Origin of the sequence: Aeromonas sp. s8 (genome assembly GCF_040907785.1) — a bacterium.
GTDB classification, from domain to species: Bacteria; Pseudomonadota; Gammaproteobacteria; order Enterobacterales; family Aeromonadaceae; genus Aeromonas; species Aeromonas veronii.
The window spans coordinates 52,652-77,746 of sequence record NZ_JBFOCL010000039.1 but is presented as its reverse complement, the minus strand read 5'-3'; the positions used below and the strand labels follow the sequence as shown (position 1 = coordinate 77,746).

Here is a 25,095-nt window from a genome sequence, read left to right as displayed (position 1 = left end):
TGACGGCGCGACCCTGCCAGGATTTAAAACGGTTAACGCGAGATGTGCGTGGCGGCATCAGCCAGTCACGCGGATCGACGCAAGAGGATAAAGCACAATGTCCAAACAGATTATGGTGCCGGATATCGGCGCCGATGAAGTTGAAGTCACCGAGATCATGGTGGCCGTGGGTGACAAGGTCGAGCTGGACCAGTCCATCATCGCGGTAGAAGGCGACAAGGCCTCCATGGAAGTACCGGCTCCGTCTGCCGGTATCGTCAAAGAGATCCTGATCAAGGTGGGCGACAAGGTTGCCACCGGTTCCCAGATCATGATCTTCGAAGCCGAAGGCGCTGCCGCCCCTGCAGAAGTAGCCGCACCGGTTGCTGCTGCTCCGGCTGCCGCACCGGTCGCTGCCGCTCGCAAAGATGTCAACGTACCGGACATCGGTGGTGACGAAGTTGAAGTCACCGAGATCATGGTTGCCGTGGGCGACATGGTTGAAGCCGAGCAGTCCATCATTGCCGTGGAAGGTGACAAGGCCTCCATGGAAGTACCGGCACCGTTCGCCGGTCGCGTGGTCGAAATCAAGGTTGCCGCTGGCGCCAAAGTCTCTACCGGCTCTCTGGTGATGGTGTTTGAAGTGGCTGGCGCTGCGCCTGCTGCCGTTGCTGCTCCGGCCCAGGCCGCCGCGCCCGTGGCTGCTGCCCCGGTTGCCGCTGCTGCCAAAGAGGTTAACGTACCGGATATCGGTGGCGACGAAGTGGAAGTCACCGAGATCATGGTTGCCGTGGGTGACAAGGTTGAAGCTGACCAGTCCCTGATCGCCGTGGAAGGTGACAAGGCCTCCATGGAAGTGCCTGCGCCGTTCGCCGGTGTGGTCAAAGAGATCAAGGTGAAGGCGGGTGACAAGGTCTCCACCGGTTCCCTGATCATGGTCTTCGAAGTGGCTGGCGCTGCTCCTGCTGCCGCGCCGGTTGCTCAAGCTGCCGCCCCAGTCGCTGCAGCCCCTGTTGCCGCTGCTCCGGCTCCGGTTGCCCAGGCTGCTGCCGCTGCGACCGATTTCGTTGCCAACGACGCCTACGTGCACGCTTCTCCGGCGGTACGCCGTCTGGCGCGCGAGTTCGGCGTCAACCTGGCCAAGGTGAAAGCTTCCGGTCGCAAGGGTCGTATCGTCAAAGAAGACGTGCAAGCCTACGTGAAGGATGCCATCAAGCGTGCCGAGTCCGCTCCTGCCTCTGCCGGCGTAGCCGGTGGCAACGGTCTGGGCGTACTGCCGTGGCCGAAAGTAGACTTCAGCAAGTTCGGTGATGTGGAAGAGGTCGAGCTGACCCGCATCCAGAAGATCTCCGGTCCGAACCTGCACCGCAACTGGGTCATGATCCCTCATGTCACCCAGTTCGACGAAGCCGATACCACCGAGCTGGAAGCGTTCCGCAAAGAGCAGAACGCGATGCTCGAGAAGCAGAAGGCCGACGTGAAGATCACCCCGCTGGTGTTCATCCTGAAAGCCGCTGCCAAGGCGCTGGAAGCCCACCCGCGCTTCTGCAGCTCCCTGTCCGAAGATGGCAGCAAGCTGATCATGAAGAAGTACATCCACATCGGTGTGGCGGTAGATACCCCCAACGGTCTGGTTGTGCCCGTGGTGCGCGATGTTAACAAGAAGGGCATCATGGAGCTGTCTCGCGATCTGGCCGAGATCTCCAAGAAGGCCCGTGCCGGCAAGCTGACCGCTGCCGACATGCAGGGCGGTTGCTTCACCATCTCCAGCCTGGGTGGCATCGGCGGTACCAGCTTTACCCCGATCGTCAACGCGCCGGAAGTGGCCATCCTGGGCGTATCCAAGTCCGAGATGAAGCCGAAGTGGAACGGCAAAGAGTTTGCGCCGCGCCTGATGCTGCCGCTGGCTCTGAGCTACGACCACCGCGTGATCGATGGTGCCGATGGGGCTCGCTTCATCACCACCATGAACGGCGTGCTGTCCGACATTCGTCGACTGGTCCTGTAAGTGAGAGGGCGGGCCCAGAGCCTGCCCTTTTTACTTCTCATTTCATTAACATGATCGTAAACTTGCCCCGTTTTTTTCACGGCTGCAGCCACCCGTTTCGGTATAAGACTGCGCTGTCCGGGGATATAAGAACGACAAAGAGGTCATGATGAGTAAAGAAATCAAAACCCAGGTCGTAGTACTGGGTGCTGGCCCTGCCGGTTATTCCGCTGCTTTCCGTGCAGCCGATCTGGGTCTGGATACTATTATCGTCGAGCGTTACTCCACCCTGGGTGGCGTCTGCCTGAACGTGGGCTGCATCCCCTCCAAGGCGCTGCTGCACGTTGCCAAAGTGATTGAAGAAGCCAAGGCGCTGGCCGAGCACGGCATTGTCTTCGGTGCACCGCAGACCGACATCGACAAGATCCGTCTGTGGAAAGAGAAGGTTATCAACCAGCTGACCGGCGGTCTGGCTGGCATGGCCAAGATGCGTAAAGTTCAGGTTGTTAACGGCTTGGGTAAATTTACCGGCCCGAACACCCTTGAAGTGGAAGGTGCAGACGGCAAGACTACCGTGACCTTCGACAACGCCATCATCGCGGCCGGTTCCCGTCCGGTGAAACTGCCGTTCATCCCCCACGATGACCCGCGCGTATGGGACTCTACCGATGCGCTGGAGCTGAAAACCGTTCCCGGCAAACTGCTGGTTATCGGTGGCGGCATCATCGGTCTGGAGATGGGTACCGTTTACTCCTCTCTGGGTTCCGAGATCGACGTGGTGGAATTTGCCGACCAGCTGGTTCCGGCTGCCGACAAAGACATCGTCAAGATTTACACCAAGCGCGTCGCCAAGAAATTCAACATCATGCTGGAGACCAAGGTCACCGCAGTTGAAGCGCGCGAAGACGGTCTGTACGTCTCCTACGAAGGCAAGCACGCTCCGGCCGAGCCGGTTCGTTACGACAACGTGCTGGTTGCCGTAGGTCGTGTGCCGAACGGCAAGATGCTGGATGCCGAGAAGGCAGGCGTTGCCGTGACCGAGCGTGGTTTCATCGAGGTGGACAAGCAGCTGCGTACCAACGTGGCGCACATCCACGCCATCGGTGACATCGTGGGTCAGCCGATGCTGGCGCACAAAGGTGTTCACGAAGGTCACGTTGCCGCCGAAGTGATCGCCGGCAAGAAGCACTACTTCGACCCGAAAGTGATCCCGTCCATCGCCTACACCGAGCCAGAGATGGCATGGGTTGGTCTGACCGAGAAGGAAGCCAAGCAACAGGGCCTGAACTTCGAAGTCGCTACCTTCCCGTGGGCTGCTTCCGGTCGCGCCATCGCATCCGACTGTTCCGACGGTATGACCAAGCTGATCTTCGACAAGGAGAGCGGCCGCGTCATCGGTGGTGCCATCGTCGGTACCAACGGTGGTGAACTGCTGGGTGAAATCGGTCTGGCCATCGAGATGGGGGCTGACGCCGAAGATATCGCGCTGACCATCCACGCTCACCCGACTCTGCACGAGTCCGTGGGTCTGGCTGCCGAAGTGTTCGAAGGCTCCATCACCGACCTGCCGAACGCCAAGGCCAAGAAGAAAAAGTAATTTTCTTCCCCGCTTGTCTAAAAAGCCGCTCGAATGAGCGGCTTTTTGTTTTCTCCTTGCTGCCCCGACTTCGATAAAGCCCAATATGCTAAAGATAGGTTTTGGCACTGATGAGAGAGGCACGATGCTAGAAGCACCCATTCCACCCGATGAGGCATTGCGGTTGGAGACCCTGCGGCGGCTCTCTTTGCTGGATTCCGAGGCCGAGGAGAGGTTTGACCGGCTGACCCGCATGGCCCGACGGGTGTTCAATGTCCCCATCGCGCTGGTGAGTCTGGTGGATGAAGATCGCCAGTGGTTCAAATCCTGTATCGGACTGGAGGTCCGTGAGACTGCCCGGGACATCTCGTTCTGTGGCCACGCCATCATGGGCAATGAGACCTTTATCGTGCCGGATGCTTCGCAGGATCCCCGCTTTGCCGACAATCCGCTGGTGGTAGGCGTGCCCGGCATCCGCTTCTATGCCGGACAGCCACTGCGGATCGCCAACGGCTGCAAACTGGGGACGCTCTGCATCATAGATACGGAGCCGCGGGAATTGAGCGACGAGGATGTGGGGCTGCTCAAGGATCTGGCGGCGATGGTGGTGCGTGAGCTCGAAGCGGTGCAGCTGGCCACCATTGATGAGTTGACCCTGATCTCCAATCGGCGCGGGTTCGTGATGCTGGCGGAGAAGAGCCTCTCGCTGGCCAGTCGCTTGCAGATGCCGCTGGCGCTGCTCTATCTGGATCTCAATGGCTTCAAGGGGATCAATGATCGGTGGGGGCATGCAGAAGGGGATCGGGCCCTGATCGCCTTTGCCACTCTGCTCAAGCAGGCTTTTCGTGGCGCCGACGTGTTTGCCCGCATGGGCGGCGATGAGTTCGCCGTCCTGCTGCCCAATGTGGTGGAGGCGCAGGCGCAACTGGCTTATGAGCGTTTCAATGCCATGTTGGCCGAGCACAATCAGCACAGTGGTTGCGGTTATGCACTGACCTGCAGCACCGGAATTGTCTGCTATGACGGGCGCGGTTGTGCCTCTCTGGCCGAGCTGCTCACCCGCGCGGATGAGCTGATGTATCAGCGCAAACGGGATGGCAAGGGCTGACGGCTATGCCGGATTAGCCGCCACCAAAACAACAGAGAGCGCTACGGCGCTCTCTGTTGTTGATGACTCAGGTCAAGGTCGGGGTCAGAGCCGGAAGTTGCCAACCAGCTTGTCCAGCTGACCGGAGAGCTGCTGCAGGCTGCGGCTCGACTCGGTCAGCTGGTGGGCGATATCGGCGGTCTCCATGGTGAGCTGGTTGATATCTTCCACGTTGCGGTTGATCTCGCCGACCACGCTGGACTGCTCCTCGGTGGCGGTGGCGACCTGGATGTTCATGTCGTTGATCTGGGTGATGTGGGCGGTGATCTGGCCGAGGGCGGCGTTGGCCTCATCGGCCTGGCTCACCACCTCCAGACTCTGGTCGCGCCCCTGTGCCATGGCGCTGACAGCGCGGGCACTCTGCTCCTGCAAGCGGTTGATCATCCCCTGGATCTCGGCGGTCGAGGCGGCGGAGCGGTTGGCCAGATTGCGCACCTCATCTGCCACCACGGCGAAACCTCGACCCTGTTCACCGGCGCGAGCGGCCTCGATGGCGGCGTTCAGTGCCAGCAGGTTGGTCTGCTCCGAGATGCTGCGGATGGTTTCGAGGATACTGCCGATGGAGTCGGTCTGGCTCGCCAGCGACTCGATGACCCCAGCCACCTGCTCAATCTCGCTGGAGAGGTCGACGATGCCGTGGCGCGCCTGCGCTACCACTACTGCCCCTGCATCGGCCTGATCGTTGGCCTGTCTGGCTACTTCGGCTGCCAGCGAAGCGTTACCGGCGATCTCGCTCACCGTGGCCCCCATTTCGTGGATGGCGGTGGCCACCTGCACCGTACGGTCACGCTGGGCAGTACAGTTGTGCTGGGTCAGCTGCGCCTTGTTGGCCACCTCGTTGGCGGTGGCCGCGAGCTGGCGGGAGTTCTCCGCCACCTGCTCGATGGAGCCGTGGATCTTAGCGACGAAGTTGTTGAAGCCGGTGGCGACCTGACTCAGCTCGTCGCGTCCTTCCACTTTCAGGCGCTGGGTAAGATCCCCATCGCCGCTGCCCAGCTCCTTGAACAGGCGGGCCAACTCGTTGAGCGGGCGGCTGACCGAGCCTGCCAACAGCATCCCCATCAGCCCCATGGCCAGCGCAATCACCAGCGAGATCATCAGGATCTCGTTGCGGGTCTGATCCAGCTCGGCATAGATCTCGGCTTGCGGCACCTGGGCCACCAGATACCAGTCGAGCAGCGGGATATAGCTGCTGGCCAGTACCATGGGCTCGCCATTGACTTCGGCGTTGATGACGGCAAAGGGGCGTTTGGCCAGCAGGCTGCCGGTATCACTGCTGGCAATGTTGCCAAGTGTGTCACGCTCGATGCGGTTGGCATCGGGGTGCAGCTTCACCTTGCCGCTGCCATCGACCATAAAAACGATGCCGCTCTCTTCCAGCCTGAAGTTGGAGACCATGGTCACCATGGTGTCGAGGGATTTGGCAAAGCCGGCCAGCCCGCGCCCGTTGAGCTGCTGGAAGTTGACGAACAACTTCACCTCGCCGTTGCTCTCGCGGAAGATGCTGAGGGTCATCTCCTTCTGGCTCTTGGTGTAGTCATAGAACCAGGCATCTTGCGTGGGGGTCAGGTTGCGCAGAAAGCCATCCTGGTTGTAGTAGGCGGCACTCTGGCGATCGGCGAAGGAGGCGGTCACCAGACCATACTGGTTGGCCACATCCTTGAGCTGGTTGATGAGGATTGGCTCCTGCTCTTTGGGCATGCCCCGATCCACCCAGTCGAGGATAAAGCGGTCGGTGGCCAGTTGGCGGGCGGCCTGGGCGATGCCGTGGAGATCCTGTTCAATCTCCTTGCTGATCCGCTGGGTCAGGTTGGGGAGCTCCTGCTCGAACATCCGGTTTTCGATCAGTTGCTGGGCCGAGCGTTGACTGAAGTAGCCTACCAGCAGGCAGGAGACGACCACGGCCAGGGTGACCGTAGCCAGAATTTTCTGTTTAAGAGTGAGGGTTGCCAGCATAAAGGTGCTCAAAAGGTTGAGATTGACGACGCTCATATTAGCGGCAGCGCGGCGCTACCCATGAGGCTTGCAGCCCTTTATTTGCGGATTACGTTTGCGCTCACAGGGGCGGCGGCGTGCCCCTTCGCCATGCAGCACAGGCGGGAGGTGGATTGACGGTTGCGCTAACTGCCGGGCCCCTTATAGTAGAGGCCATCCTTGGTGACTGACCCTCTGAATAATATGGAAAATATGATGCGCAGCTTAGGTGCGGGATGGACCCGTCTGCTTTTGGTGATGCTGGCGGCCTGCCCGCTGCTGGCTGTGGCGGCACAGGGGGATCGCCCAAAAATTGCGGTGGTGCTCAGCGGCGGCGGCGCCAAGGGGTCGGCCCATATCGGCATCCTCAAGGTGCTGGAGCAGAAACGGATTCCGGTCGACATCATAGTCGGTACCAGCATGGGCTCTTATGTGGCGGGGATGTATGCCATGGGGCTCAGTGCCGAGGAGGTGGAGCGCACCACCTTGGCCATCGACTGGAACAAGGGCTATCAGGACAAGGTGGGCCGCGACGAGCTGTCGCTGCGCAAAAAGCAGCAGAACGAGCAGTATCAGCTGCGCACCGACATAGGGGTGAATGGCGACACCACCCAGCTGCCGGACGGTTTCTTCCAGGGCCAATCCATGGCCAGCCTGCTGCGGGGGGCTACCTCCAACCTGCCGGTGCAGGAGAGCTTCGATGATCTCCCCATTCCCTACCGCGCCATGGCGACCGACATGGAGACGGTCACCCCCTTTGTGCTGGATCACGGCAGCCTTGCCAAGGCGATGCAGGCCTCCATGTCCATTCCCGGTGCCCTCAAGCCGGTGGAGTGGGAGGGGCACATCCTGGCGGACGGCGGCAGCGTCAACAACATGCCGGTGGATGTCGCCAAGGCGATGGGGGCCGATGTGGTGATTGCGGTGGATATCGGTGCCAAGCTGCGTACCCGGGAGTCCCTCAAGTCAGGGTTGGCGATGATCGACCAGCTCACCACCTACATGACCCAGGTGGGCACCGACAAGCAGAAGGCGCTGATGGGACCCAAGGATATTCTGATCGCCCCCGAGTTTGGCGATATGGGGATCGCCGACTTTGCCCGCATGCCGGAGGGGATCAAGATCGGTGAGGCGGCGGCTGACAAGGTGTCGCTGCAACTCGATAAGCTATCGCTCACCAAGGCGCAGTACAACGCCTATCGCAACCAGAAGCTGAGCCGTCGTGCCGAGCGTAGCGGTCAGCCCGCCTACTTCATCGACAAGGTGGAGATCATCAACAAGTCGCGCCTCTCGGATGAGACGGTGCGCGCCATGCTGAAAGTGCGGCCGGACAAGGTACAGACCAACGAGAGTCTGGAAGCGGGCATTCGCCGCCTCTATGCCCTTGAGTCGTTCGATCGCATCACCTACGAGGTGGAGGAGCGTGACGGGGAGAATGTGCTGCTGGTGGACGCCAGCGAGAAGAACTGGGGGCCGGGCTACCTCAACTTCCAGTTCGGTTTCACCGATGACTTCGAGAACACCTCCAACTACAACGTCGGCATGTCCTATACCCTCACCAACGTCAACGAGTGGGGTGCCGAGTGGCTGACCGAGGCGTCGCTGGGCACGGCCAAACATATCAAGACCGACTTCTATACCCCGCTCGAACCCTCCCAGACCTTCTATGGTGAGGCGAGTCTGGCCTATGACCAGACCCTGCGCCGCCTGTTTTTCCCCAATCCGGATCCCGAGATGGTTTCGATAAGCTATCTCGACTCCGAATACTCCTTCTTCAGCGGCGATCTGGCAGTGGGCTGGAACCGCCAGCCCTGGAGCCGGTTGTCGATGGGATTGGAGGGACAACTGGGCACGATTGATGTGAAGAACTTCAAGGGGCTGGAGATGGATGCCACTGCGTGGGGCCCCTATGTCCGCTTTGAACACGACAATCTGGATAGCCGCTATTTCCCCTATCAGGGGGTGAAATGGGATATGAAACTGGGCCACTCCCACGTCAGTGTGGATGGACTCGAGTCGGCAGATGGCCGCAGTGAAGGCTGGAATTATCAGCTCTCGATGATCAAGCCCTGGTCATGGGACAGGCACAGCCTCAACCTGATCCTCGAAGGGGGTGGCTCGGGCAGTGAAGAGGTGGTGCCGCTGCATATTCAGGATCTGGGCGGGCTGTTCCGCCTCTCCGGTTTCCAGCGCTACCAGCTGAGCGGTCGCTACAGCCTGTTTGGTGGCCTGCGCTACATCTATCGGGTGGCAGACAATGACTTCGGTGCCCTCAAGATGCCGCTCTATCTGGGTGGATCTCTGGAGCAGGGCGGGGTCTGGAACAAGGGTGAGGATATCAGTCTGGAGAGCTCGTTTACCGCCGGGTCGGTTTATGTCGGGGTGGAGAGCTTCCTCGGCCCTGTGTTCCTCGGCTACGGCATGGCAGAGGGGGGCAATGACGTCTTCTATCTGCAATTGGGCAGTACGTTCGAATAATGCTGAAATGATGCCAATTTGTTAACTCTGATTGGGGGCGTTCAATTAATTTTCAAAAAATACCAGCCTGTTTAATTGGTTACGATTTTGTGGTGAATAAGTAAACAGGGTTTGGATTTTAATTAGTCGTTAAAACTTATATAGTGGGGAGCACCCTACGGGGTGTCCCGCAAGGACGATCGCCGCGAGCGTGGGCGAACCCCAAAAAAAGACCAAAGAGGAATTAGTCGTGCTTGAAACATACCGTAAACACGTCGCAGAACGTGCCGCCGAGGGCGTGGTTGCCAAACCTCTGGATGCAGAGCAGGTCGCCGCCCTGGTAACGCTTCTCAAGAACCCGCCCGCTGGCGAAGAAGACTTTCTGAAAGAGCTGTTGTCCTCCCGTATTCCCCCCGGTGTTGATGAAGCGGCCTATGTCAAAGCCGGTTTCCTCACCGCCGTCGCCAAGGGCGAAGCCCACTCTCCCATCCTGACTGCCGCCGAAGCTGTCGAGCTGCTGGGCACCATGCAGGGTGGTTACAACATTCAACCGCTGATCGACCTGCTGGATCACGCCACTCTGGCGCCGCTTGCCGCCAAGGGGCTCTCCCACACCCTGCTGATGTTTGACTCTTTCCACGACGTGGAAGAGAAGGCCAAGGCGGGCAATGTCCACGCCAAGCAAGTGATGCAATCCTGGGCTGATGCCGAGTGGTTCCTCTCCCGCCCGGAGCTGGCCGAGAAGATCACTGTCACCGTGTTCAAGGTGACCGGCGAAACCAACACCGACGACCTCTCTCCGGCACCGGACGCCTGGTCCCGCCCGGACATTCCGCTGCACGCCCTGGCGATGCTGAAAAACGCCCGTCCCGGCATTACTCCGGACAAGGATGGCGCCGTCGGCCCCATCAAGACCATCGACGCCCTGAAAGAGAAAGGCTTCCCGCTGGCCTACGTGGGTGACGTGGTCGGTACCGGTTCTTCCCGTAAATCCGCCACCAACTCGGTGCTCTGGTTTATGGGCGACGACATTCCGTTCGTGCCGAACAAGCGCGCTGGCGGTGTCTGTCTGGGTGGCAAGATTGCCCCGATCTTCTTCAACACCATGGAAGATGCCGGCGCCCTGCCCATCGAAGTGGACGTCTCCAAGCTGGAAATGGGCGATGTGATCGACATCTACCCCTATGCCGGCAAGATCTGCAAACACGGCACCGAACAGGTGCTGGCGCAGTTTGAACTGAAAACCGACGTGCTGATCGACGAAGTGCGCGCCGGTGGCCGTATCCCGCTGATTATCGGTCGCGGCCTCACTGACAAGGCCCGTGAAGCGCTGGGTCTGCCGTTCTCCACCGTGTTCCGTCGCCCGCAGCCGGTGGCCGATACCGGCAAAGGCTTCACCCTGGCCCAGAAGATGGTGGGCAAGGCGTGCGGCGTGAAGGGCATTCGCCCGGGCACTTACTGCGAACCCAAGATGACCACGGTCGGCTCCCAGGACACCACGGGCCCGATGACCCGCGATGAGCTCAAAGATCTGGCCTGCCTCGGCTTCTCCGCCGATCTGACCATGCAGTCCTTCTGCCACACCGCAGCCTATCCCAAGCCCATCGACGTACAGACCCATCACACCCTGCCGGACTTCATCATGAACCGCGGCGGTGTGAGCTTGCGTCCGGGTGACGGCGTCATCCACTCCTGGCTGAACCGCATGCTGCTGCCGGATACCGTGGGTACCGGTGGTGACTCCCACACCCGTTTCCCCATCGGTATCTCCTTCCCGGCGGGCTCCGGTCTGGTGGCTTTCGCCGCTGCTACCGGCGTGATGCCGCTGGACATGCCGGAGTCCGTGCTGGTGCGCTTCAAGGGCGAGCTGCAACCGGGCATCACCCTGCGTGATCTGGTTCATGCCATCCCCTACGCCGCCATCCAGAAGGGGTTGCTGACCGTCGAGAAAGCGGGCAAGAAGAACATCTTCTCCGGCCGCATCCTCGAGATCGAAGGTCTGCCGACCCTGAAAGTGGAGCAAGCATTCGAACTGGCGGACGCCAGTGCCGAGCGCTCTGCCGCCGGTTGTACCATCAAGCTGGATAAAGAGCCGATCATCGAGTATCTGAAGTCCAACATCGTGATGCTGAAATGGATGCTCTCCGAAGGCTACGGCGACGTGCGCACCATCACCCGTCGCATCAAGGGGATGGAAGAGTGGCTGGCCAACCCGACCCTGATGGAAGCTGACAAGGATGCCGAGTACGCCGAAATCATCGAGATCGACCTGGCCACCATCAAGGAGCCGATCCTCTGTGCGCCGAACGATCCGGACGATGCCCGTCTGCTGAGCGACGTGGCTGGCGACAAGATCGACGAGGTGTTCATCGGTTCGTGCATGACCAACATCGGTCACTTCCGCGCCGCCGGTAAACTGCTCGAGAAGTATCAGGGCGAGCTGCCGACCCGCATGTGGATCGCACCGCCCACCAAGATGGACAAGGATCAGCTGACCGAAGAGGGCTACTACGGCATCTTTGGTCGCGTCGGTGCCCGCATCGAGATCCCGGGCTGCTCCCTCTGCATGGGCAACCAGGCGCGGGTAGCGGAAGGGGCCTCCGTGGTTTCCACCTCCACCCGTAACTTCCCGAACCGTCTGGGTAAAGGTGCCAACGTCTATCTGGCCTCTGCGGAGCTGGCCGCCGTTGCCGCCATCCTCGGCAAGATCCCGACTGTGGCGGAGTACCTGCAGTACGCCAAGGCGCTGGATGCCACTGCGGCAGATACTTACCGCTACCTCAACTTCAACGAGATCGCCTCCTACACCAAGAAGGCCGATGCGGTGATCCTGCAACAAGCCGTTTAACGGAGTTCTTGCGCGATTTGCGCAATAAGAAGCCAATAATGCCGCGTATTTACGCGGCATTATTTATTTGTGTGTTATTCACCGTCTTTTTTGAAGATTGTTTGCACGATCCTTGCTAGAGAGATCCAACCACCTGTTTGGTGGTTCGTTTTATAAACGCTTTGGGTTATGTTGTTCGGTTATGTGCGGTAATGATGAGGCATCGTTATCGAGGGAAAGTGGATATCTGTTCACTGGGTGCTTGCGTTGGCAGGCCTGACGAATTGCGGCGTGGTTCTTTATGTTTCTGTTCAGGATCGATCTCTCCCGAACCGGGTTACGCTTCGGCGGTGCCTTGCTGGTCTTTACCCTGCCGCTGCTGGTGGGAGCTTGGCTCATCCACAGCAATTATGTGCAGGAGCTGAAAGCGGAATCCCGCGCCTCGGCCCACAAGGCCAGAACCCTGATGGAGTCGATGCTGGATCATGCGGAGCAGGCCAATCGCTCCGTGCTGCCTCTGGTGAATGCTCCCTGTCGCGACAATCTGCTGGTGCTGCGCAAGAAGGTCGCCATCGAGCCCTTCCTGCGTTCGGTCAATCTGGTGCGAAACGGCATCATCGATTGCACCTCGCTGTTTGGTGAGGCCAATGATGCCGATGACGGCTCCATCTACACCGGCCGCAAGCTGCTGCTGATGAGTGGCAACCGGGTGCGGCAAAATCACCCGCTGCTGGTGGTGCGCACCGAGCAGGGAAAGGATGCCGCCTTGAGCGCCATCGACAGTACCCAGCTCAGCTTCATGCTCTCCATGAGCGGAAAATCCAGTGCGCTCTATCTGCAGGTGGGATCGGCCTGGCTCAATGAGTCTGGCCGCTATCTGAGCGAGGCGCCCACTCTCCATCGCGGGATCAGTCAGGCCCTCACCTCATCCCATTATCCTTTCACCATCCATGCCGGTTATGCCATGCCGGTCTACTGGAAGTCGCTGTGGGCCGCGCGGCATGTGGCGCTGTCGTGGCTGGCGGTTTCCTCGCTTTTGCTGGCCTGGCTGGTGTGGTGGGTGCTGGGGCGTCCCGGCTCGCCAACAGATGAGTTGCGACGTGCCCTGCGGGCCAGGGAGTTTGTTCCCTACCTGCAGCCGCTGATTGCCAGCCACGACGGCAAGATGATGGGCGCCGAGGTGCTGATGCGCTGGGAGCATGTCAATGAGGGGGTGATCCGGCCCGATCTCTTTATTCCGCAAGCGGAGGAGTCGGGACTGATCGTCCCCATGACCACCCATATCATGAAGCAGGTGGCGACACGGTTGAACCGCTCTCAGGAGCAGTTGCCCGATGGGTTTCATATCAGCTTCAACATCAGCGCCGCCCATTGCCACGATTTTGCCCTGTTGGCCGAGTGCCGCGCCTTTCTCGGTCACTTCCTCCCCGGCAAGGTGGTACTGGTGCTGGAGCTGACCGAGCGGGAGCTGCTGATGTCAGATCCCCAGACCCTCTCCCTGTTCCGCCAGCTGGACGAGATGGGGGTCAAACTCGCCATCGACGACTTTGGCACCGGCCACTCCAGCCTGGCTTACCTGCAGCAGTTCCATGTGGATTACCTCAAGATCGACAAATCCTTTATCGTCCGCATCGGTACCGAGTCCCTCTCGGAACATATCGTGGACAACGTGATCGATCTGGCGACCCGGCTCGGTCTGGCGCTGGTGGCGGAAGGGGTGGAGAGCGAGCGTCAGGCTGACTACCTCAGGGCCAAAGGGGTCGATTATCTGCAGGGGTACCTGTTTGCCCGCCCCATGCCGCTGCGCCAGTTCTGTGAGGAGCTGCTGCCGGAAGAGGCGCAGACCCGCCAGCCAGATGGGGTGCGAGGAATCCCGAACTCCACCTGATCTATTGGTGACAGACGGGTGGTCAAGCTCACCTCAGGAAGGGTAGGTGAGTGCTCTCTCCCTATCCCCCCCTCGAGTGCAGGGGCTTGTTTTCCATGCCTTGTGGCTCACTTTTCGGTAGAATCGGCGCTCATTTTGACGTCAGTAAAAGATGAGGCGCGGTATGACGGTTCAGTTCCAGGCATTTCACAGCATCAAGGCGATCGGTAATCGGGAGGTGCTGTTCAACTGGTCGAGAACCAATCCCCTCGGGGCGCTGGATCAGGTGTGGCGCCCAAAAAACCGCGACGAGCTGCAGGCGCTGCTGCGGGAACACCCCGAGCGCAAGCTGCGTCTTATCGGCTCCGGCCTCTCTTTTGAGCCCATTCACAGCGTCTATACCGAAGGCAGTCAGGCACTGCTGGTGGACTTGCTCCACCTGCGCGGCCAGTTGGCGAAAACCGCCGATACCGTGACCTATCAGGCGGGGACGCCGCTCGATACCGTCTACGCCGATCTCATCGCCATGGAGCGGATGCTGCCCGCATCCCCGGGCGTTATCGGCATCCAGACCCTGGGCGGTGCCCTCAGCACCGGCACCCACGGTCAGGGGCTGCATCAGTCAGCCCTGTGCGATGCGGTAGAGGCGATGACGGTGATGCTGGCCAATGGCGAGATCATCCGGGTGGATCGCACCGATCCGCGCTTCGGTGCCTTCGTGATGGGGATGGGGATGCTCGGCATCCTGCTCGACGTCACCCTGCGCACCGTACCGAACCGCATTATGCGCTGCACCAAGTTCACCACCGATTACCCCTTCCTGCTGGAGCACAACGAACGGCTCAACCGTGAGCACGGCTTTGTGAAGAGCTGGTGGTTTGCCTGGACCGGTGAGAGCCACATCTGGCTGGTGGATCCCGCCTCCGATGAGGAGGTGGCCCGCTATCGCGCTGGCGGCAGCGAGCCGCTGCTGCTGGATGGCGATATCGACGCCCGCATGAACGCCACCATTGATGCCACCTTGCAGAAGATGGCGAAAGATACCAAGGATGAGGCGCTGGCCGGTGAGCACTTCGAGACAGTACGCCGCTTCAAGGATGCCTCCGATCTGGTGGGCAACGTCTACCAAATTCTCTGCAAGGGGATCCCGGCCCCCCAGATCAACTGCGAGGTGGCGGTGCCGCTGCATCGCATGAGCGAGGCGCTGGAGGCCCTGCAAGTGTGGCAGCAGGCCAACCCGGGCGTGCTGCACTACCCCTTTATTCTGCGTTGCACCGGCCCCTCCGAGGCCTGGCTCAGCGCTGCTTACGGCCAGCCGGTCTGCTGGATCGGTTTTCTGGTCTATCTGGCGGCGGACGGCACCTTCGTCAACGGCTCCATGGAGCAGATGCGCGAGCTGCAGCAACTGCTGGTACCGCTCGGCGGCATTCCCCATTTCGGCAAACATCTGGCGATGGATCTCTACGACTTTCCGGCCCTGCTGCCGCGCTGGAACGACTTCGTGGCGTTGAAAGCCGAGCTCGATCCGCACGGCCGCTTTGAAAACCGCTGGCTCAGCGACCTGTTTGCCAACCGGTAAGGATCTGACATGACCGATATGCAAGATACCCGTATCCCAGTGACCCTGCTGACCGGCTTTCTCGGCAGCGGCAAGACCACCTTGCTCAACCATTGGGTCAAGCAGCCGGAGCTCGGTGAGTGCGCCGTGCTGATCAACGAGTTCGGCTCGGTGGGGCTGGATCACCATCTGGTGCAACAGGTGGATGAGCAGGTGATGCTGCTCGACTCCGGCTGCATCTGCTGCTCGGTGCAGGGCTCTCTGGTGGAGGCGCTGCAGGGGCTGTTTATGAAGGCCATCCAGCGCAAGATCAAACCGTTCAAGCGGCTGATTATCGAGACCACAGGTCTGGCAGATCCTGCACCCGTGCTCTTTACCCTGCGCGAAGAGGGCTTTATCGCCCAGCGCTACCGCTTCGATGGCACCGTCACAGTAGTGGATGCCGGCCATATCGAGCAGCAGCTGGCGGCTCAGTATGAAGCGGTGAAACAGGTGGCGCTGGCGGATCTGCTGGTAGTGAGCAAGGGGGATCTGGTGGATGGCGAACAGCTGGCACGGGTCGAAGCCCAGCTGGCTGCACTCAACCCGGCGGCCCCGATCCAGCAGGTGACCAATGGTGAGCTGTCGCCAGCAGTGCTGGAGAAGCTCGGCGCCTACAACGAAGCGGCGGGGCGCGATGTGCGCCAGCTGCTGGCCTGGCTGCGCACCGAATCCCCCAAGCAGGGGTTGGCGTCACCCATGCAGCCGAAGATGCAACCGTTCGCCGCCAAGGTGGGCACAGCTGCGCCCACCCACTTCGAGCACGGCAACATCGAGAGTTTCTCTTTGCGTATCGGCGAGCCGCTCAAGCCCTCTCGTCTGCTGGCCGCCATCGATGCGGTGCAGGCCCAATACGGCGATGCCCTGCTGCGCCTCAAGGGGATCTTGCAGCTGGAAGGGGAGAGCCAGCCGGTGGTGATCCACGGCGTCCACGGCCAGCTCTATCCGCTGCAGGCGCTGGGCGACTGGCCGGAGGGCAAGGCCCAGTCCCGACTGGTGTTTATCGTGAAAAGTCAGGACAAGGCCGGTATCGAGCAGCTCTTTATGGCGACCCTCAAGGCCCCCGAGCCCACTCTGGAAGAGCGGCTCAAAGCCATGCTGGGTCAGCCCGACAACTGATCTTGCGCGTTGCAGCTCTCCTGCATCGGGTCAGGACGGCGACGGTTGAACAGCACAAACGCCACCGGCACAAAGTAGAACGAGAGCAGGGTCGCCAGCGCTGTGCCACCGGCGATGGCGATGGCAAAGGGTGGCCAGAAGCCGCCGCCCCCCAGCAATAGCGGGATGAAGCCGCCCACTGTGGTGATGGTGGTCGAGACGATGTGGCGGCTGCAACCGGCCACCAGATCACGGATCTGCGGCAGATTGCCCTGCTGTGCCAGCGGGTCTGCCTTCAGCTCGGCCAGAATGACGATGGCGGAGTTGATGGCCAGCCCCATCAGTCCCAGCAGGGCGATGATCACTGTAAACCCGAAGGGGTACCCCAGCAGCCAGACCCACAGCAGCCCGAGTCCCGCCGACTGGATCGCCACCAGGGTGACGATGCCTGCCAGCCGGAACGAGTTGAAGCTGAGTACCAGCACGGCCACCAGCAGCACGGCGACCAGGCTGACATGGGCCATCAGATTACCCACCGATTCATCCCGCTTGGCGGCTTCCCCGCCAAACTCCAGTCGATAGCCCGGCGGCAACGCCAGCGCCTTGGCGGCCAGCCTCTCTTTGACCTGCTCCAGCACGGTTTGCGGCAGTACGCCGACCGCCAGATAGGCCTCCAGCACATTGACCCGCTCACCATCCCGGCGGCTGATCTCCCCCCAGCTTGGCAGCAGCTCGGGAGTGGCCAGTGCCCGCAAGGTGAGATTGGCAGCCCCTTGCTGGCCGGTGCCGGTGAGCGATAGCGGCACATTGAGCAGCGCATCCGGATCCTGACGCAAGGGCTCGGCCAGTCGCACCCGAACCGGGATTGACTCGGTGCCTTCCAGCACAGTGCCGCCCAACCTGCCATCCAGTGCGCCCGCCAGCCGGGAGGCCACATCGGTCAGGCTCATGCCTGCCAGTCGGGCGGCCTCCTCATCGACCTGCAACCAGAGTTTGGGTGCCCCTGCCTGCAAGGTGGCGCGGGTCTGCACCACGGCCGGGGTATTGGCGAGCAGACTGCGCAGCTCCTCTCCCAGACGGTGCAGCTGTTCAAGGTCGGGGCCAAACAGCCGCAGCTCGACCGGGGCATTGAAAGGCGGCCCCTGTTCCAGCTTGCGCACCAGGATCTGCGCTTCGGGAAATGTTGCATCGAGCCGCTGCTGCAGTTGTGGAATGAGCCGCTCGGCAGCATCGGCATCCTGCAGAGTGATCATCCCCTGGGCGTAATCGGCCCGCCCCTGTTTTCTGGGCACCAGGTTGTAGTAGAAGCTGGGGGCGTTGTCGCCCACTACCCAGTCCTGACGAACCAGTTCGGGGAGGCTGGCCAGCTCGGCAGAGATCCCCAGTGCCAGCTCGCGGGTGCGCGCCAGGCTCGCCTGTGGGGAGAGGCTGGCCTCGATGTGGATCATGTCCCGGTCGGCAGGGGGAAAGAACTGTTCGGTGAGGCGGCCCGCCACCCAGAAACCGAGCAGGGGCAGCAGACTGACCAGCAGCAGGGTTCGCCAGGGGTGAGCCAGTGCCATGGCGATGCTCTGCTGGAAACGGGCGCTCACCCGGGGCAGGTGCAAGCCATCCTGATACCAGCGTCCCCCCTGGTCACAGCCAATCCAGCGGGCTGCGAGGCCAGCCACCAAGGTGTGGGCGATGAGGTAGGATCCCAGCAGCGAGCAGATCACCGCCCAGGCGATACCGCCGACAAACTCGCCCGCCGGACCCGGCATCAGAATGATCGGCATAAAGGCGAGCATGGTGGTGAGGGTGGAACCCAGCAGTGGCAGCCAGAGGTGGCCGATGGCTTCCAGTGCGGCGGCACTCATGGCCATGCCGTGGCGGCGCTGATACTGCACCCGATCCGCCATGACGATGGCGTTGTCCACCATGATCCCGAGCGCCACCACCAGACCGGTGACCGACATCTGGTGAATGGGCAGATTGATCAGGTTCATGCAGGCGAATGAGAACGCCACGGTAAGCGGCAGCGACAGGGCCACGATAATGGCAGCCTTGACCCCCAAGGTCACCAGCAGCACGGCCACTATGATGAGGAAGCCCTGCACAATGTTGATGAGCAGGGTGTCGAGCCGCTGATCGGTATAACGCTGCTGATCGAAGCTGGTGACGAGGCCGATATTATCCGGCAAGTCCTGTTGCTGCTGGGCCAGCATGGTATCGACCCGTGCCGACCAGAGGTCGATGCGGTGATCCTGTGCCATGCGCAGGCCGACCACCACGGCCCGCTCACCATTGGCAAAGGCCAGCTGGCTCTCCGGCTGGTGCAGGGTACGTCTTACCTCGGCCAGATCGCCAAGGCGCAGGGTCTGGCCCTGCTCGCCGGTACGCAACGGGATCTGGCGGATCCGCTCCAGAGTATCGAGGGCGCCACGGATCTCTACCTGAAAGCGATTGTGGCTGCCCTGCAACTCCCCGGCGGCCACTTTGGCATCGGCACCGCTCAGAGTCTGGGCAAGCTGTTCGTCACTCATGCCGCTGGCACTGAGGGCGAGGGGATCGAACCGCACCTCGATCTCCTCCTGCGGTGCCCCGACCCGCTCGACGTATTCGGTGCCCGGCAGCTGGCGAGCCCGGCGTTCCAGCTCAGCGCTGTAGCGGGCGAGGCGATCCAGCTGTGGCTGGCCCGGCCCGTGCCAGACCACATTGACCAGCCGGGTGAAGGGGTAGCCCTTCTCGTCATCCAGCTTGGGGGCACTGGCGCCGGCTGGCAGCCCGGCGGCAAGATCTGCCAGCCGGTCACGGACTCTGGACCAGACGGGCTCGACATCGCTGACCTCATCCTTGAGCTCCAGATTGATGATGGAGAGACCGGGGCGAGAGCTCGACTCGATCAGCTTGATCTCGCTCTGGGCCCGCAGCCGGTTCTCGATGGGCTCGCTCACCAGCGCCTCCACCCGCTCGGCGCTGGCCCCGGGGAAGTGGGTAACCACGCTGGCAAAACGGCTGGTGAGCTGGGGATCTTCGGTTCTGGGCAGGGTCTGCAATGCCGCAAGGGCGGCCGTCAGCAGCAGCGCGACCGTCAACAGCAGCAGGCGGCCATTCTCGATAAACGGGCGGATCATGACTGTGGCTCCGGATGGCCTGCCTGATGAGCCACGCTGGTTGTCAGGGTGACCTGCTGGCCCGGCACCAGTTTATGCAGGCCATCAGTCACCAGCTGTTCCTGTCCATTCAGGGCTCCACTGATCCAGGCTCGTTCGCCATCTTGCTGCAGCAGGGTGACGTCCCGACTGACCACCCGGGGTGGCGTTTCGTCGTTGAGCAGATAGAGGGTCCAGCTGCCGCGCAATCCCTGGGTCAGCGCGGTGAGCGGTACCTCGTAGGCGCGGGTAGGCTCGCGGGTCTGATGCAACAGGGTGATCAGTTGCCCCTCTGCCAGTTGTTCGCCGCCCCGGGTCAGCTGGAAGCGGGCGGTGCGGGTGTGGGTCTGCCCGTCCACTTGTACCCCCAGATTAAGCAGGCGCCCCTCCAGTGATTGCTCCCCGCTTTGCAGGGGGTAGTGTTGGCCGACGATCAGGGACTCGGCCTGTTTCACCGGCACGCCGATATCGGCCTCCCACTGGCCGCTGCGGGTCAGGGAGAAGAGAGGCTGGCCTGCGGCCACCACAGCCCCCAATGCCTGCTCGCGGCTGACTACGATCCCGTCGAAGGGGGCGCGCAGCTGTGATTTCTCCTGTTTGACCCGGTTGGCTTCGAGGGCGGCGGCCAGCTGGTTGGCGCTTGCCTCCAGCATGCGGACTTTGCCTTGCTGTTCATCCAGTGCCTGACGGGAGCTGAACTGCTGCTGGCGCAGAGCTGTGAGTCGATCGAGCGTCTGCCGGGCAAGGGTCAGCTCGGCCTCGTTCTGGGCTGCCCGGGCGGCCAGCTCTTTGGCTTCCACTTCCAGCAGCCGGGTATCCAGTGTGGCGAGCAGTTCGCCAGCCGCGACTGGCTCTCCCCGTCCCTTGTGCAGGGTAGCGATCCGCCCTGCCAGCTCGAAGCCTATCTGGCTGTGCTCGGGGGCGATCACCCGGCCATTGAAGCGGTGCAGCACCGGGTAGTGATCGCTGGCTTGCAGCGGCTGGGCGATCACCCGGGTCAGGGCGGGAGTTTCTTCTGACTCTGTGACCGGGCTGCAGCCACTCAGTAACAGCGCCAGCAGGATTAAGCAAAGTGTCATGACATCATCCTCTGGTTGACATAACATCAAATCACACCGGTGAGTCTAGTTTTTCGAAACTAGACTGTCCAGTTTGATTGTGGAGGAAAAATGAACATTTCACCCCGTAGTCAGCAGAAGCGGGCTGCGATCCTCGATGCTGCCGGGCGGCTCTTCTGTCAGCACGGTCTGCATCTGGTCAGCATGGACATGGTGGCCAGTGAAGCGGGCGTCTCCAAGCAGACGGTCTACAGCCATTTTGCCAACAAGGAGTCGCTGTTTGCCGAAGCGGTGGGCAGCAAGTGCGTCAGCAGCGAGTTGATGCCGGAGGTGTTGCTGCGTGGCAACAATGTGCGGGAGAGTCTGATTGCCTTTGGTCGCAGCTTTCGCAAGTTGATCCTGAGCGATGATGCCATCAATATCTTTCGCACCTGCATCAGCTGCAACGATGCCCAGCTGGCCACCCTTTTTTTCGAGGCGGGCCCGCTCTATGTGACCGAGATGCTGTCCAACTGGCTGGAGCAGCAGAAGCAGCAAGGCCTGCTGTGCCATCAAGACAGCGAACAGGCCGCCTTGCAGCTGTTGCTGATGTGGCAGGGCAAGGAGCGCATGCTCCGTGAGCTGGGTCTGCCGTTGACCCAGAGCGCTGCCGAGCAGGATGCCTGGACCCTGAGTTGTGTCGATCTCTTCCTGACCGCCGCCGCTTCCCCGCAAAAATAATGGAGGTGGCAATGAGCCACACAGTGACAGATGCCCAGCGCAAGTGGCTGCCCCTGCTGGCGGCGGTCGGTTTCTTTATGCAGGCGCTGGATGGCACCATTCTCAACACCGCCCTGCCCAGCATGGCCGAGACCTTGGGAGAGAGCCCGCTGCAGATGCAGTCGGTGATCATTGCCTACATGTTGACGGTGGCGTTGCTGATCCCGGCTTCCGGCTGGCTGGCAGACAGATTCGGTACCCGCCGCATCTATCTGGCTGCCATCTCGCTCTTTACCCTTGGTTCGCTCGCCTGCGCCGCCTCCAATTCGCTCTCCATGCTGGTGGCCGCCCGGGTGCTTCAGGGGATTGGTGGTGCGCTGCTGATGCCGGTAGGACGGTTGGCGGTGCTGCGGGTCTATGACAAGCACGAGCTGCTGCGGGTGATGTCGTTTGTCACCATCCCGGGGCTGCTCGGCCCGTTGATGGGGCCGGCGCTCGGTGGCTGGCTGGTGGAAGTGGCGAGCTGGCACTGGGTATTTCTCATCAACCTGCCGGTGGGGTTGCTCGGCTTTATCGCCAGCTGGCACTTTATGCCGGAGCTGCGGCAGCAGACCGCCCGGTTCGACTGGCAGGGCTTTGTGATGTTCAGCGTCGGCATGGTGCTGGTGTCGGTCGGCTTGCAGGGACTGGGGGAGCACAGCATCTCCACCGGTTGGGCGCTGTTTGCACTGATCTTCGGCTTGGCGGCGATGGCGAGCTACTGGCTCTATGCCGCCAATGCACCGCAGCCGCTCTTTAGCCTGAGCCTGTTCAAGACCGCCACCTTTGCCATCGGCATCTGGGGCAACCTGTTTGCCCGCCTTGGCAGCGGCGCCATGCCTTTCCTCACCCCGCTGTTTCTGCAGCTGGGGCTCGGCTTCTCCCCGAGCAAGGCGGGGATGACCATGATCCCCACCGTGATTGGCGCCATGCTGACCAAGACGCTGGTGAACAAGCTTATTCCGAAGGTGGGCTATCGCCGCATCCTGATCGGCAACACCCTGCTACTGGGGGCGATGATCGCCAGCTTCTATTTCATCGACAACCAGCTCCCCTACGGGGTCTTGCTGGGCTGGCTGGCGATCTTCGGCGCCATCAACTCGCTGCAGTTCTCCGCCATGAACACTCTCACGCTGCAAGATCTCAGCCCGACCCTGGCCAGCAGTGGCAACGGTCTGCTCTCGGTGGTGATGCAGCTCTCCATGAGCTTGGGGGTGGCGATTGCCGCCAGCCTGCTCGGGCTCTTCTCGGCGGGCACCTCAGCGGGCACCTTAGTGGCCGAGGGGCAGTGGCTGGCCGGGTTCCACCTTACCTACCTCTGTGTCGGGTTGCTCTCCATGCTGGCGGCGCTCATCTTCGCCCAGCTGGCGCGCGATGGGGCTACGCCGTCGGGGCGGGCAAATAGCTGACCTCGCAGGGGAGCTGCGCCAGCACTTCGGCCAGATGCTCGGTCGCCAGCAGAAAGGTCTGCTCCGGGTGGCCCGGAGTCCAGGTGAAGGCGGTGTGGTGGAGCAGTTGCGGGTCCACCAGTAGTGGAATATCGGCACGGGGCAGGAAGGGGCAGACCGCTCCCGGCAGGCAGCCAATCTCCGCCTGCATCTCTTCGGCGGTGCAGATGGAGGGCTTGGCACCGAGTGCGGCTTTGACCGCCTTGTTGTCGAGCCGTCCGTCCCTGTGGGTCAGCAGCAGGGCGAAGCGGCCATCCTTGAACTTGAGAAACAGGGTCTTGCTGAACTCCGCCTGCCAGCCGAGGCGGGCCTTGACCTTTTCATCGGTGGCGTAGTCGAGAATGGGTTCATGCTCATAGCGCTGGTGGGGCAGTTCAGCCAGCAACTGGCAGTTGAAATGGTGAATGGTATCGAGTGGCATGGGGTTCTCCTGTAGTGGGCGCTATCCTGCCAGCCTCGCAGGGTCAGGCCCAATGACACTTTCTTATCCGTGATAAGCAACCCTGTCCGTGCAAACAACAAGGGCGCCGTGAGGCGCCCTTGCGGATCAGTGATGCTGCAATTCGCACGCTTCCCAGTGAAAGGGAATGGGGCACAGCTGCTGGGAGGCCTTGTCATAGGCTTGCCACAGCTCGCCCATGGTGCGGCCATCGACGGGGTGGCGCAGTTTGGGGGCCAGCTCGGCCAGCGGCCAGAGCACGAAGGCGTTGGTGAGCACTTCACCGCGCGGCAGCGCCAGCGGGGTGTCGCAGACCAGATCGCCATAGAGCAGCAGATCGAGATCCAGGGTGCGCGGGGCGAACTTCTTGGCATCCGGCTCGCGGCCGTGGGCGAACTCCATGGCCCGCAGTCGCTGGCAGACGGTGGTCAGCGGCAGATCGGTCTCGGCAGCCGCCACCAGGTTGTAGAAGGGGCGGCCGTTGAAGCCGACCGCCTCGCTCTCGAATACCCGGGAGACCCGCAGCTCGCCAAATTCGGCGTGCAGGGCATCGAGCCCGGCGCGAATGTGGCGCTCCCGCTCGATGTTGGAGCCCAGGCTGATATAGATGGTGGTCATCAGTTGCTGCTCGCGGCCGGGGTGCGATGGCGCAGGATCTCGACACCGACCCCGGCGGCATTGGGCACGGCGCCCGGCTTGGTGAGGGTCACCTTGACCCACTGCACCCGCTCGTCGGCGAGCACCAGCATGGCGACCTGCTCGGCCATGGTCTCGACCAGCTCGACCACCTTGCCGCTGACATGCTCGCAAATCTTGTTGGAGAGGTCGGCATAATCCAGTGCCAGATTGATGTCGTCGGTTGCTGCCGCGGGGCGGTTGTCGAACCCCATCTCGAGGTCAAAACGGAGCTTTTGGCGAATGCCCTTCTCCCACTCATATACACCTATGGTGGTCAAAACTTCGAGTCCGCGAATAAACACCTTGTCCATGACTGTACTTCTTCTTTACTCTTGATGGGCTGTAATGACAGCGCAGGGATGCTGGCCGGGCAACAGGCTTGCCGAGGCGCTCTGGGTGGGCATGGGCCCATGCCAGCGTATGTGGCCCGCATCATACCCCATTCATATCGTGGTAAAAACGACCAAGATGACGGCCCTGACGATTTTGATGATTATTCTGGCCTACCTGGGTGGTTCACTATCCAGTGCTGTGCTGGTCTCCCGTTGCACCGGTCTGCCCGACCCGCGGGATCATGGCTCCCACAATCCGGGGGCAACCAATGTGCTGCGCCTCGGTGGCCGGATGGCGGCGCTGGTGGTGCTGCTGCTCGATGTGCTCAAGGGCACTGTGCCCGTCTATCTCGCCTGGTATCTGCAGATCAAACCCGTCTACCTCGGCTTTATCGGGGTCGCCGCCTGCCTCGGCCATATGTACCCCATCTTCTTTCATTTTCGTGGTGGCAAAGGAGTCGCCACGGCACTGGGGACCATGATGCCCATCGGCTTTACCATGGGGGGCGCCGTGATTGGCACCTGGCTGCTGGTGTTGCTGGTGAGCGGCTACTCCTCGCTGGCCTCCATCATTACCGTGCTGCTGACGCCGCTCTTTACCTACCTGCTCAAACCCGAATATACCCTGCCAGTCTCCCTGCTCTCCTGCCTTATCCTGATCCGCCATCACGAGAACATCTCCCGCCTGCTCAAAGGAGAGGAACCCAGAGTCTGGGGGCGAAAAGGAGTAAAGCAGAAAGAGGAGTCGTAGCGACTCTGCAG

17 protein-coding genes are annotated in these 25,095 nt (G+C 61.5%); 11 read left to right on the top strand and 6 right to left on the bottom strand.

Going from position 1 to position 25,095, the window contains the following annotated elements; genetic code table 11:
- The first annotated feature begins 97 nt into the window (after positions 1 to 97).
- The 3 genes from aceF to AB5Y86_RS12225 all read left to right on the top strand — a co-directional run bounded on the left by aceF (position 98) and on the right by AB5Y86_RS12225 (position 4,650).
- Complete coding sequence (gene aceF / locus AB5Y86_RS12235) at positions 98 to 1,987, top strand: pyruvate dehydrogenase complex dihydrolipoyllysine-residue acetyltransferase (RefSeq protein ID WP_368192959.1); 1,890 nt, start codon at positions 98 to 100, stop codon at positions 1,985 to 1,987.
- A gap of 148 nt (positions 1,988 to 2,135) precedes the next feature.
- The gene (gene lpdA / locus AB5Y86_RS12230) at positions 2,136 to 3,563 is read left to right on the top strand and encodes a dihydrolipoyl dehydrogenase (RefSeq protein ID WP_005336123.1); all 1,428 of its coding nucleotides are present in this window, start codon (positions 2,136 to 2,138) and stop codon (positions 3,561 to 3,563) included.
- A gap of 124 nt (positions 3,564 to 3,687) precedes the next feature.
- Positions 3,688 to 4,650 (top strand): sensor domain-containing diguanylate cyclase, encoded by a 963-nt coding sequence (locus AB5Y86_RS12225; protein ID WP_368192958.1) that lies wholly within the window; start codon positions 3,688 to 3,690, stop codon positions 4,648 to 4,650.
- Between the two features lie 84 nt (positions 4,651 to 4,734).
- On the opposite strand, the gene AB5Y86_RS12220 is transcribed toward AB5Y86_RS12225, so the two are convergent.
- On the bottom strand, positions 4,735 to 6,645 hold the full coding sequence (locus AB5Y86_RS12220; RefSeq protein WP_368192957.1) for a methyl-accepting chemotaxis protein: 1,911 nt from the start codon (positions 6,643 to 6,645) through the stop codon (positions 4,735 to 4,737).
- A gap of 234 nt (positions 6,646 to 6,879) precedes the next feature.
- Between AB5Y86_RS12220 and AB5Y86_RS12215 the strand changes: the two genes are divergently transcribed.
- The 5 genes from AB5Y86_RS12215 to AB5Y86_RS12195 all read left to right on the top strand — a co-directional run bounded on the left by AB5Y86_RS12215 (position 6,880) and on the right by AB5Y86_RS12195 (position 16,530).
- The gene (locus AB5Y86_RS12215) at positions 6,880 to 9,141 is read left to right on the top strand and encodes a patatin-like phospholipase family protein (RefSeq protein ID WP_368192994.1); all 2,262 of its coding nucleotides are present in this window, start codon (positions 6,880 to 6,882) and stop codon (positions 9,139 to 9,141) included.
- 229 nt (positions 9,142 to 9,370) lie between these two features.
- Positions 9,371 to 11,968, top strand: a complete 2,598-nt coding sequence (acnB, locus tag AB5Y86_RS12210) for a bifunctional aconitate hydratase 2/2-methylisocitrate dehydratase (protein ID WP_019444774.1) — start codon at positions 9,371 to 9,373, stop codon at positions 11,966 to 11,968.
- A gap of 280 nt (positions 11,969 to 12,248) precedes the next feature.
- Entirely contained in the window at positions 12,249 to 13,835 is a 1,587-nt protein-coding gene (locus AB5Y86_RS12205; protein WP_368192956.1) for an EAL domain-containing protein, read from the top strand.
- 163 nt (positions 13,836 to 13,998) lie between these two features.
- Entirely contained in the window at positions 13,999 to 15,393 is a 1,395-nt protein-coding gene (locus AB5Y86_RS12200; protein WP_368192955.1) for a D-arabinono-1,4-lactone oxidase, read from the top strand.
- Between the two features lie 9 nt (positions 15,394 to 15,402).
- Positions 15,403 to 16,530 (top strand): GTP-binding protein, encoded by a 1,128-nt coding sequence (locus AB5Y86_RS12195; RefSeq protein ID WP_005355076.1) that lies wholly within the window; start codon positions 15,403 to 15,405, stop codon positions 16,528 to 16,530.
- Here AB5Y86_RS12195 and AB5Y86_RS12190 read toward each other — a convergent pair.
- Together AB5Y86_RS12190 and AB5Y86_RS12185 are read right to left on the bottom strand one after the other, a co-directional pair.
- On the bottom strand, positions 16,515 to 19,622 hold the full coding sequence (locus AB5Y86_RS12190; RefSeq protein WP_368192954.1) for an efflux RND transporter permease subunit: 3,108 nt from the start codon (positions 19,620 to 19,622) through the stop codon (positions 16,515 to 16,517). The two genes, AB5Y86_RS12195 and AB5Y86_RS12190, sit on opposite strands and share 16 nt — an antisense overlap.
- Positions 19,619 to 20,719 carry an efflux RND transporter periplasmic adaptor subunit gene (locus tag AB5Y86_RS12185; protein ID WP_368192953.1) on the bottom strand — a complete coding sequence of 367 codons (1,101 nt, stop codon included), beginning with the start codon at positions 20,717 to 20,719 and terminating at the stop codon, positions 19,619 to 19,621. The genes AB5Y86_RS12190 and AB5Y86_RS12185 overlap by 4 nt, the downstream gene beginning before the upstream one ends.
- A 90-nt stretch (positions 20,720 to 20,809) precedes the next feature.
- Here AB5Y86_RS12185 and AB5Y86_RS12180 point away from each other — a divergent pair, with 90 nt between their 5' ends.
- Together AB5Y86_RS12180 and mdtD are read left to right on the top strand one after the other, a co-directional pair.
- Entirely contained in the window at positions 20,810 to 21,418 is a 609-nt protein-coding gene (locus AB5Y86_RS12180; RefSeq protein WP_368192952.1) for a TetR/AcrR family transcriptional regulator, read from the top strand.
- Positions 21,419 to 21,429: 11 nt separating this feature from the next.
- Complete coding sequence (gene mdtD, locus AB5Y86_RS12175) at positions 21,430 to 22,845, top strand: multidrug transporter subunit MdtD (RefSeq protein WP_368192951.1); 1,416 nt, start codon at positions 21,430 to 21,432, stop codon at positions 22,843 to 22,845.
- Here mdtD and AB5Y86_RS12170 read toward each other — a convergent pair.
- From AB5Y86_RS12170 to folB, 3 genes are all read right to left on the bottom strand, one after another.
- On the bottom strand, positions 22,817 to 23,305 hold the full coding sequence (locus AB5Y86_RS12170; RefSeq protein WP_236373296.1) for a YbaK/EbsC family protein: 489 nt from the start codon (positions 23,303 to 23,305) through the stop codon (positions 22,817 to 22,819). The genes mdtD and AB5Y86_RS12170 overlap by 29 nt on opposite strands.
- Positions 23,306 to 23,431: 126 nt before the next feature.
- Complete coding sequence (gene folK, locus AB5Y86_RS12165) at positions 23,432 to 23,941, bottom strand: 2-amino-4-hydroxy-6-hydroxymethyldihydropteridine diphosphokinase (RefSeq protein WP_368192950.1); 510 nt, start codon at positions 23,939 to 23,941, stop codon at positions 23,432 to 23,434.
- On the bottom strand, positions 23,941 to 24,312 hold the full coding sequence (folB, locus tag AB5Y86_RS12160; protein WP_005355064.1) for a dihydroneopterin aldolase: 372 nt from the start codon (positions 24,310 to 24,312) through the stop codon (positions 23,941 to 23,943). Before folB ends, folK begins: the two co-directional genes overlap by 1 nt.
- Positions 24,313 to 24,469: 157 nt before the next feature.
- Between folB and plsY the strand changes: the two genes are divergently transcribed.
- Positions 24,470 to 25,084 (top strand): glycerol-3-phosphate 1-O-acyltransferase PlsY, encoded by a 615-nt coding sequence (gene plsY, locus AB5Y86_RS12155; protein WP_146181096.1) that lies wholly within the window; start codon positions 24,470 to 24,472, stop codon positions 25,082 to 25,084.
- Positions 25,085 to 25,095: the final 11 nt, after the last annotated feature.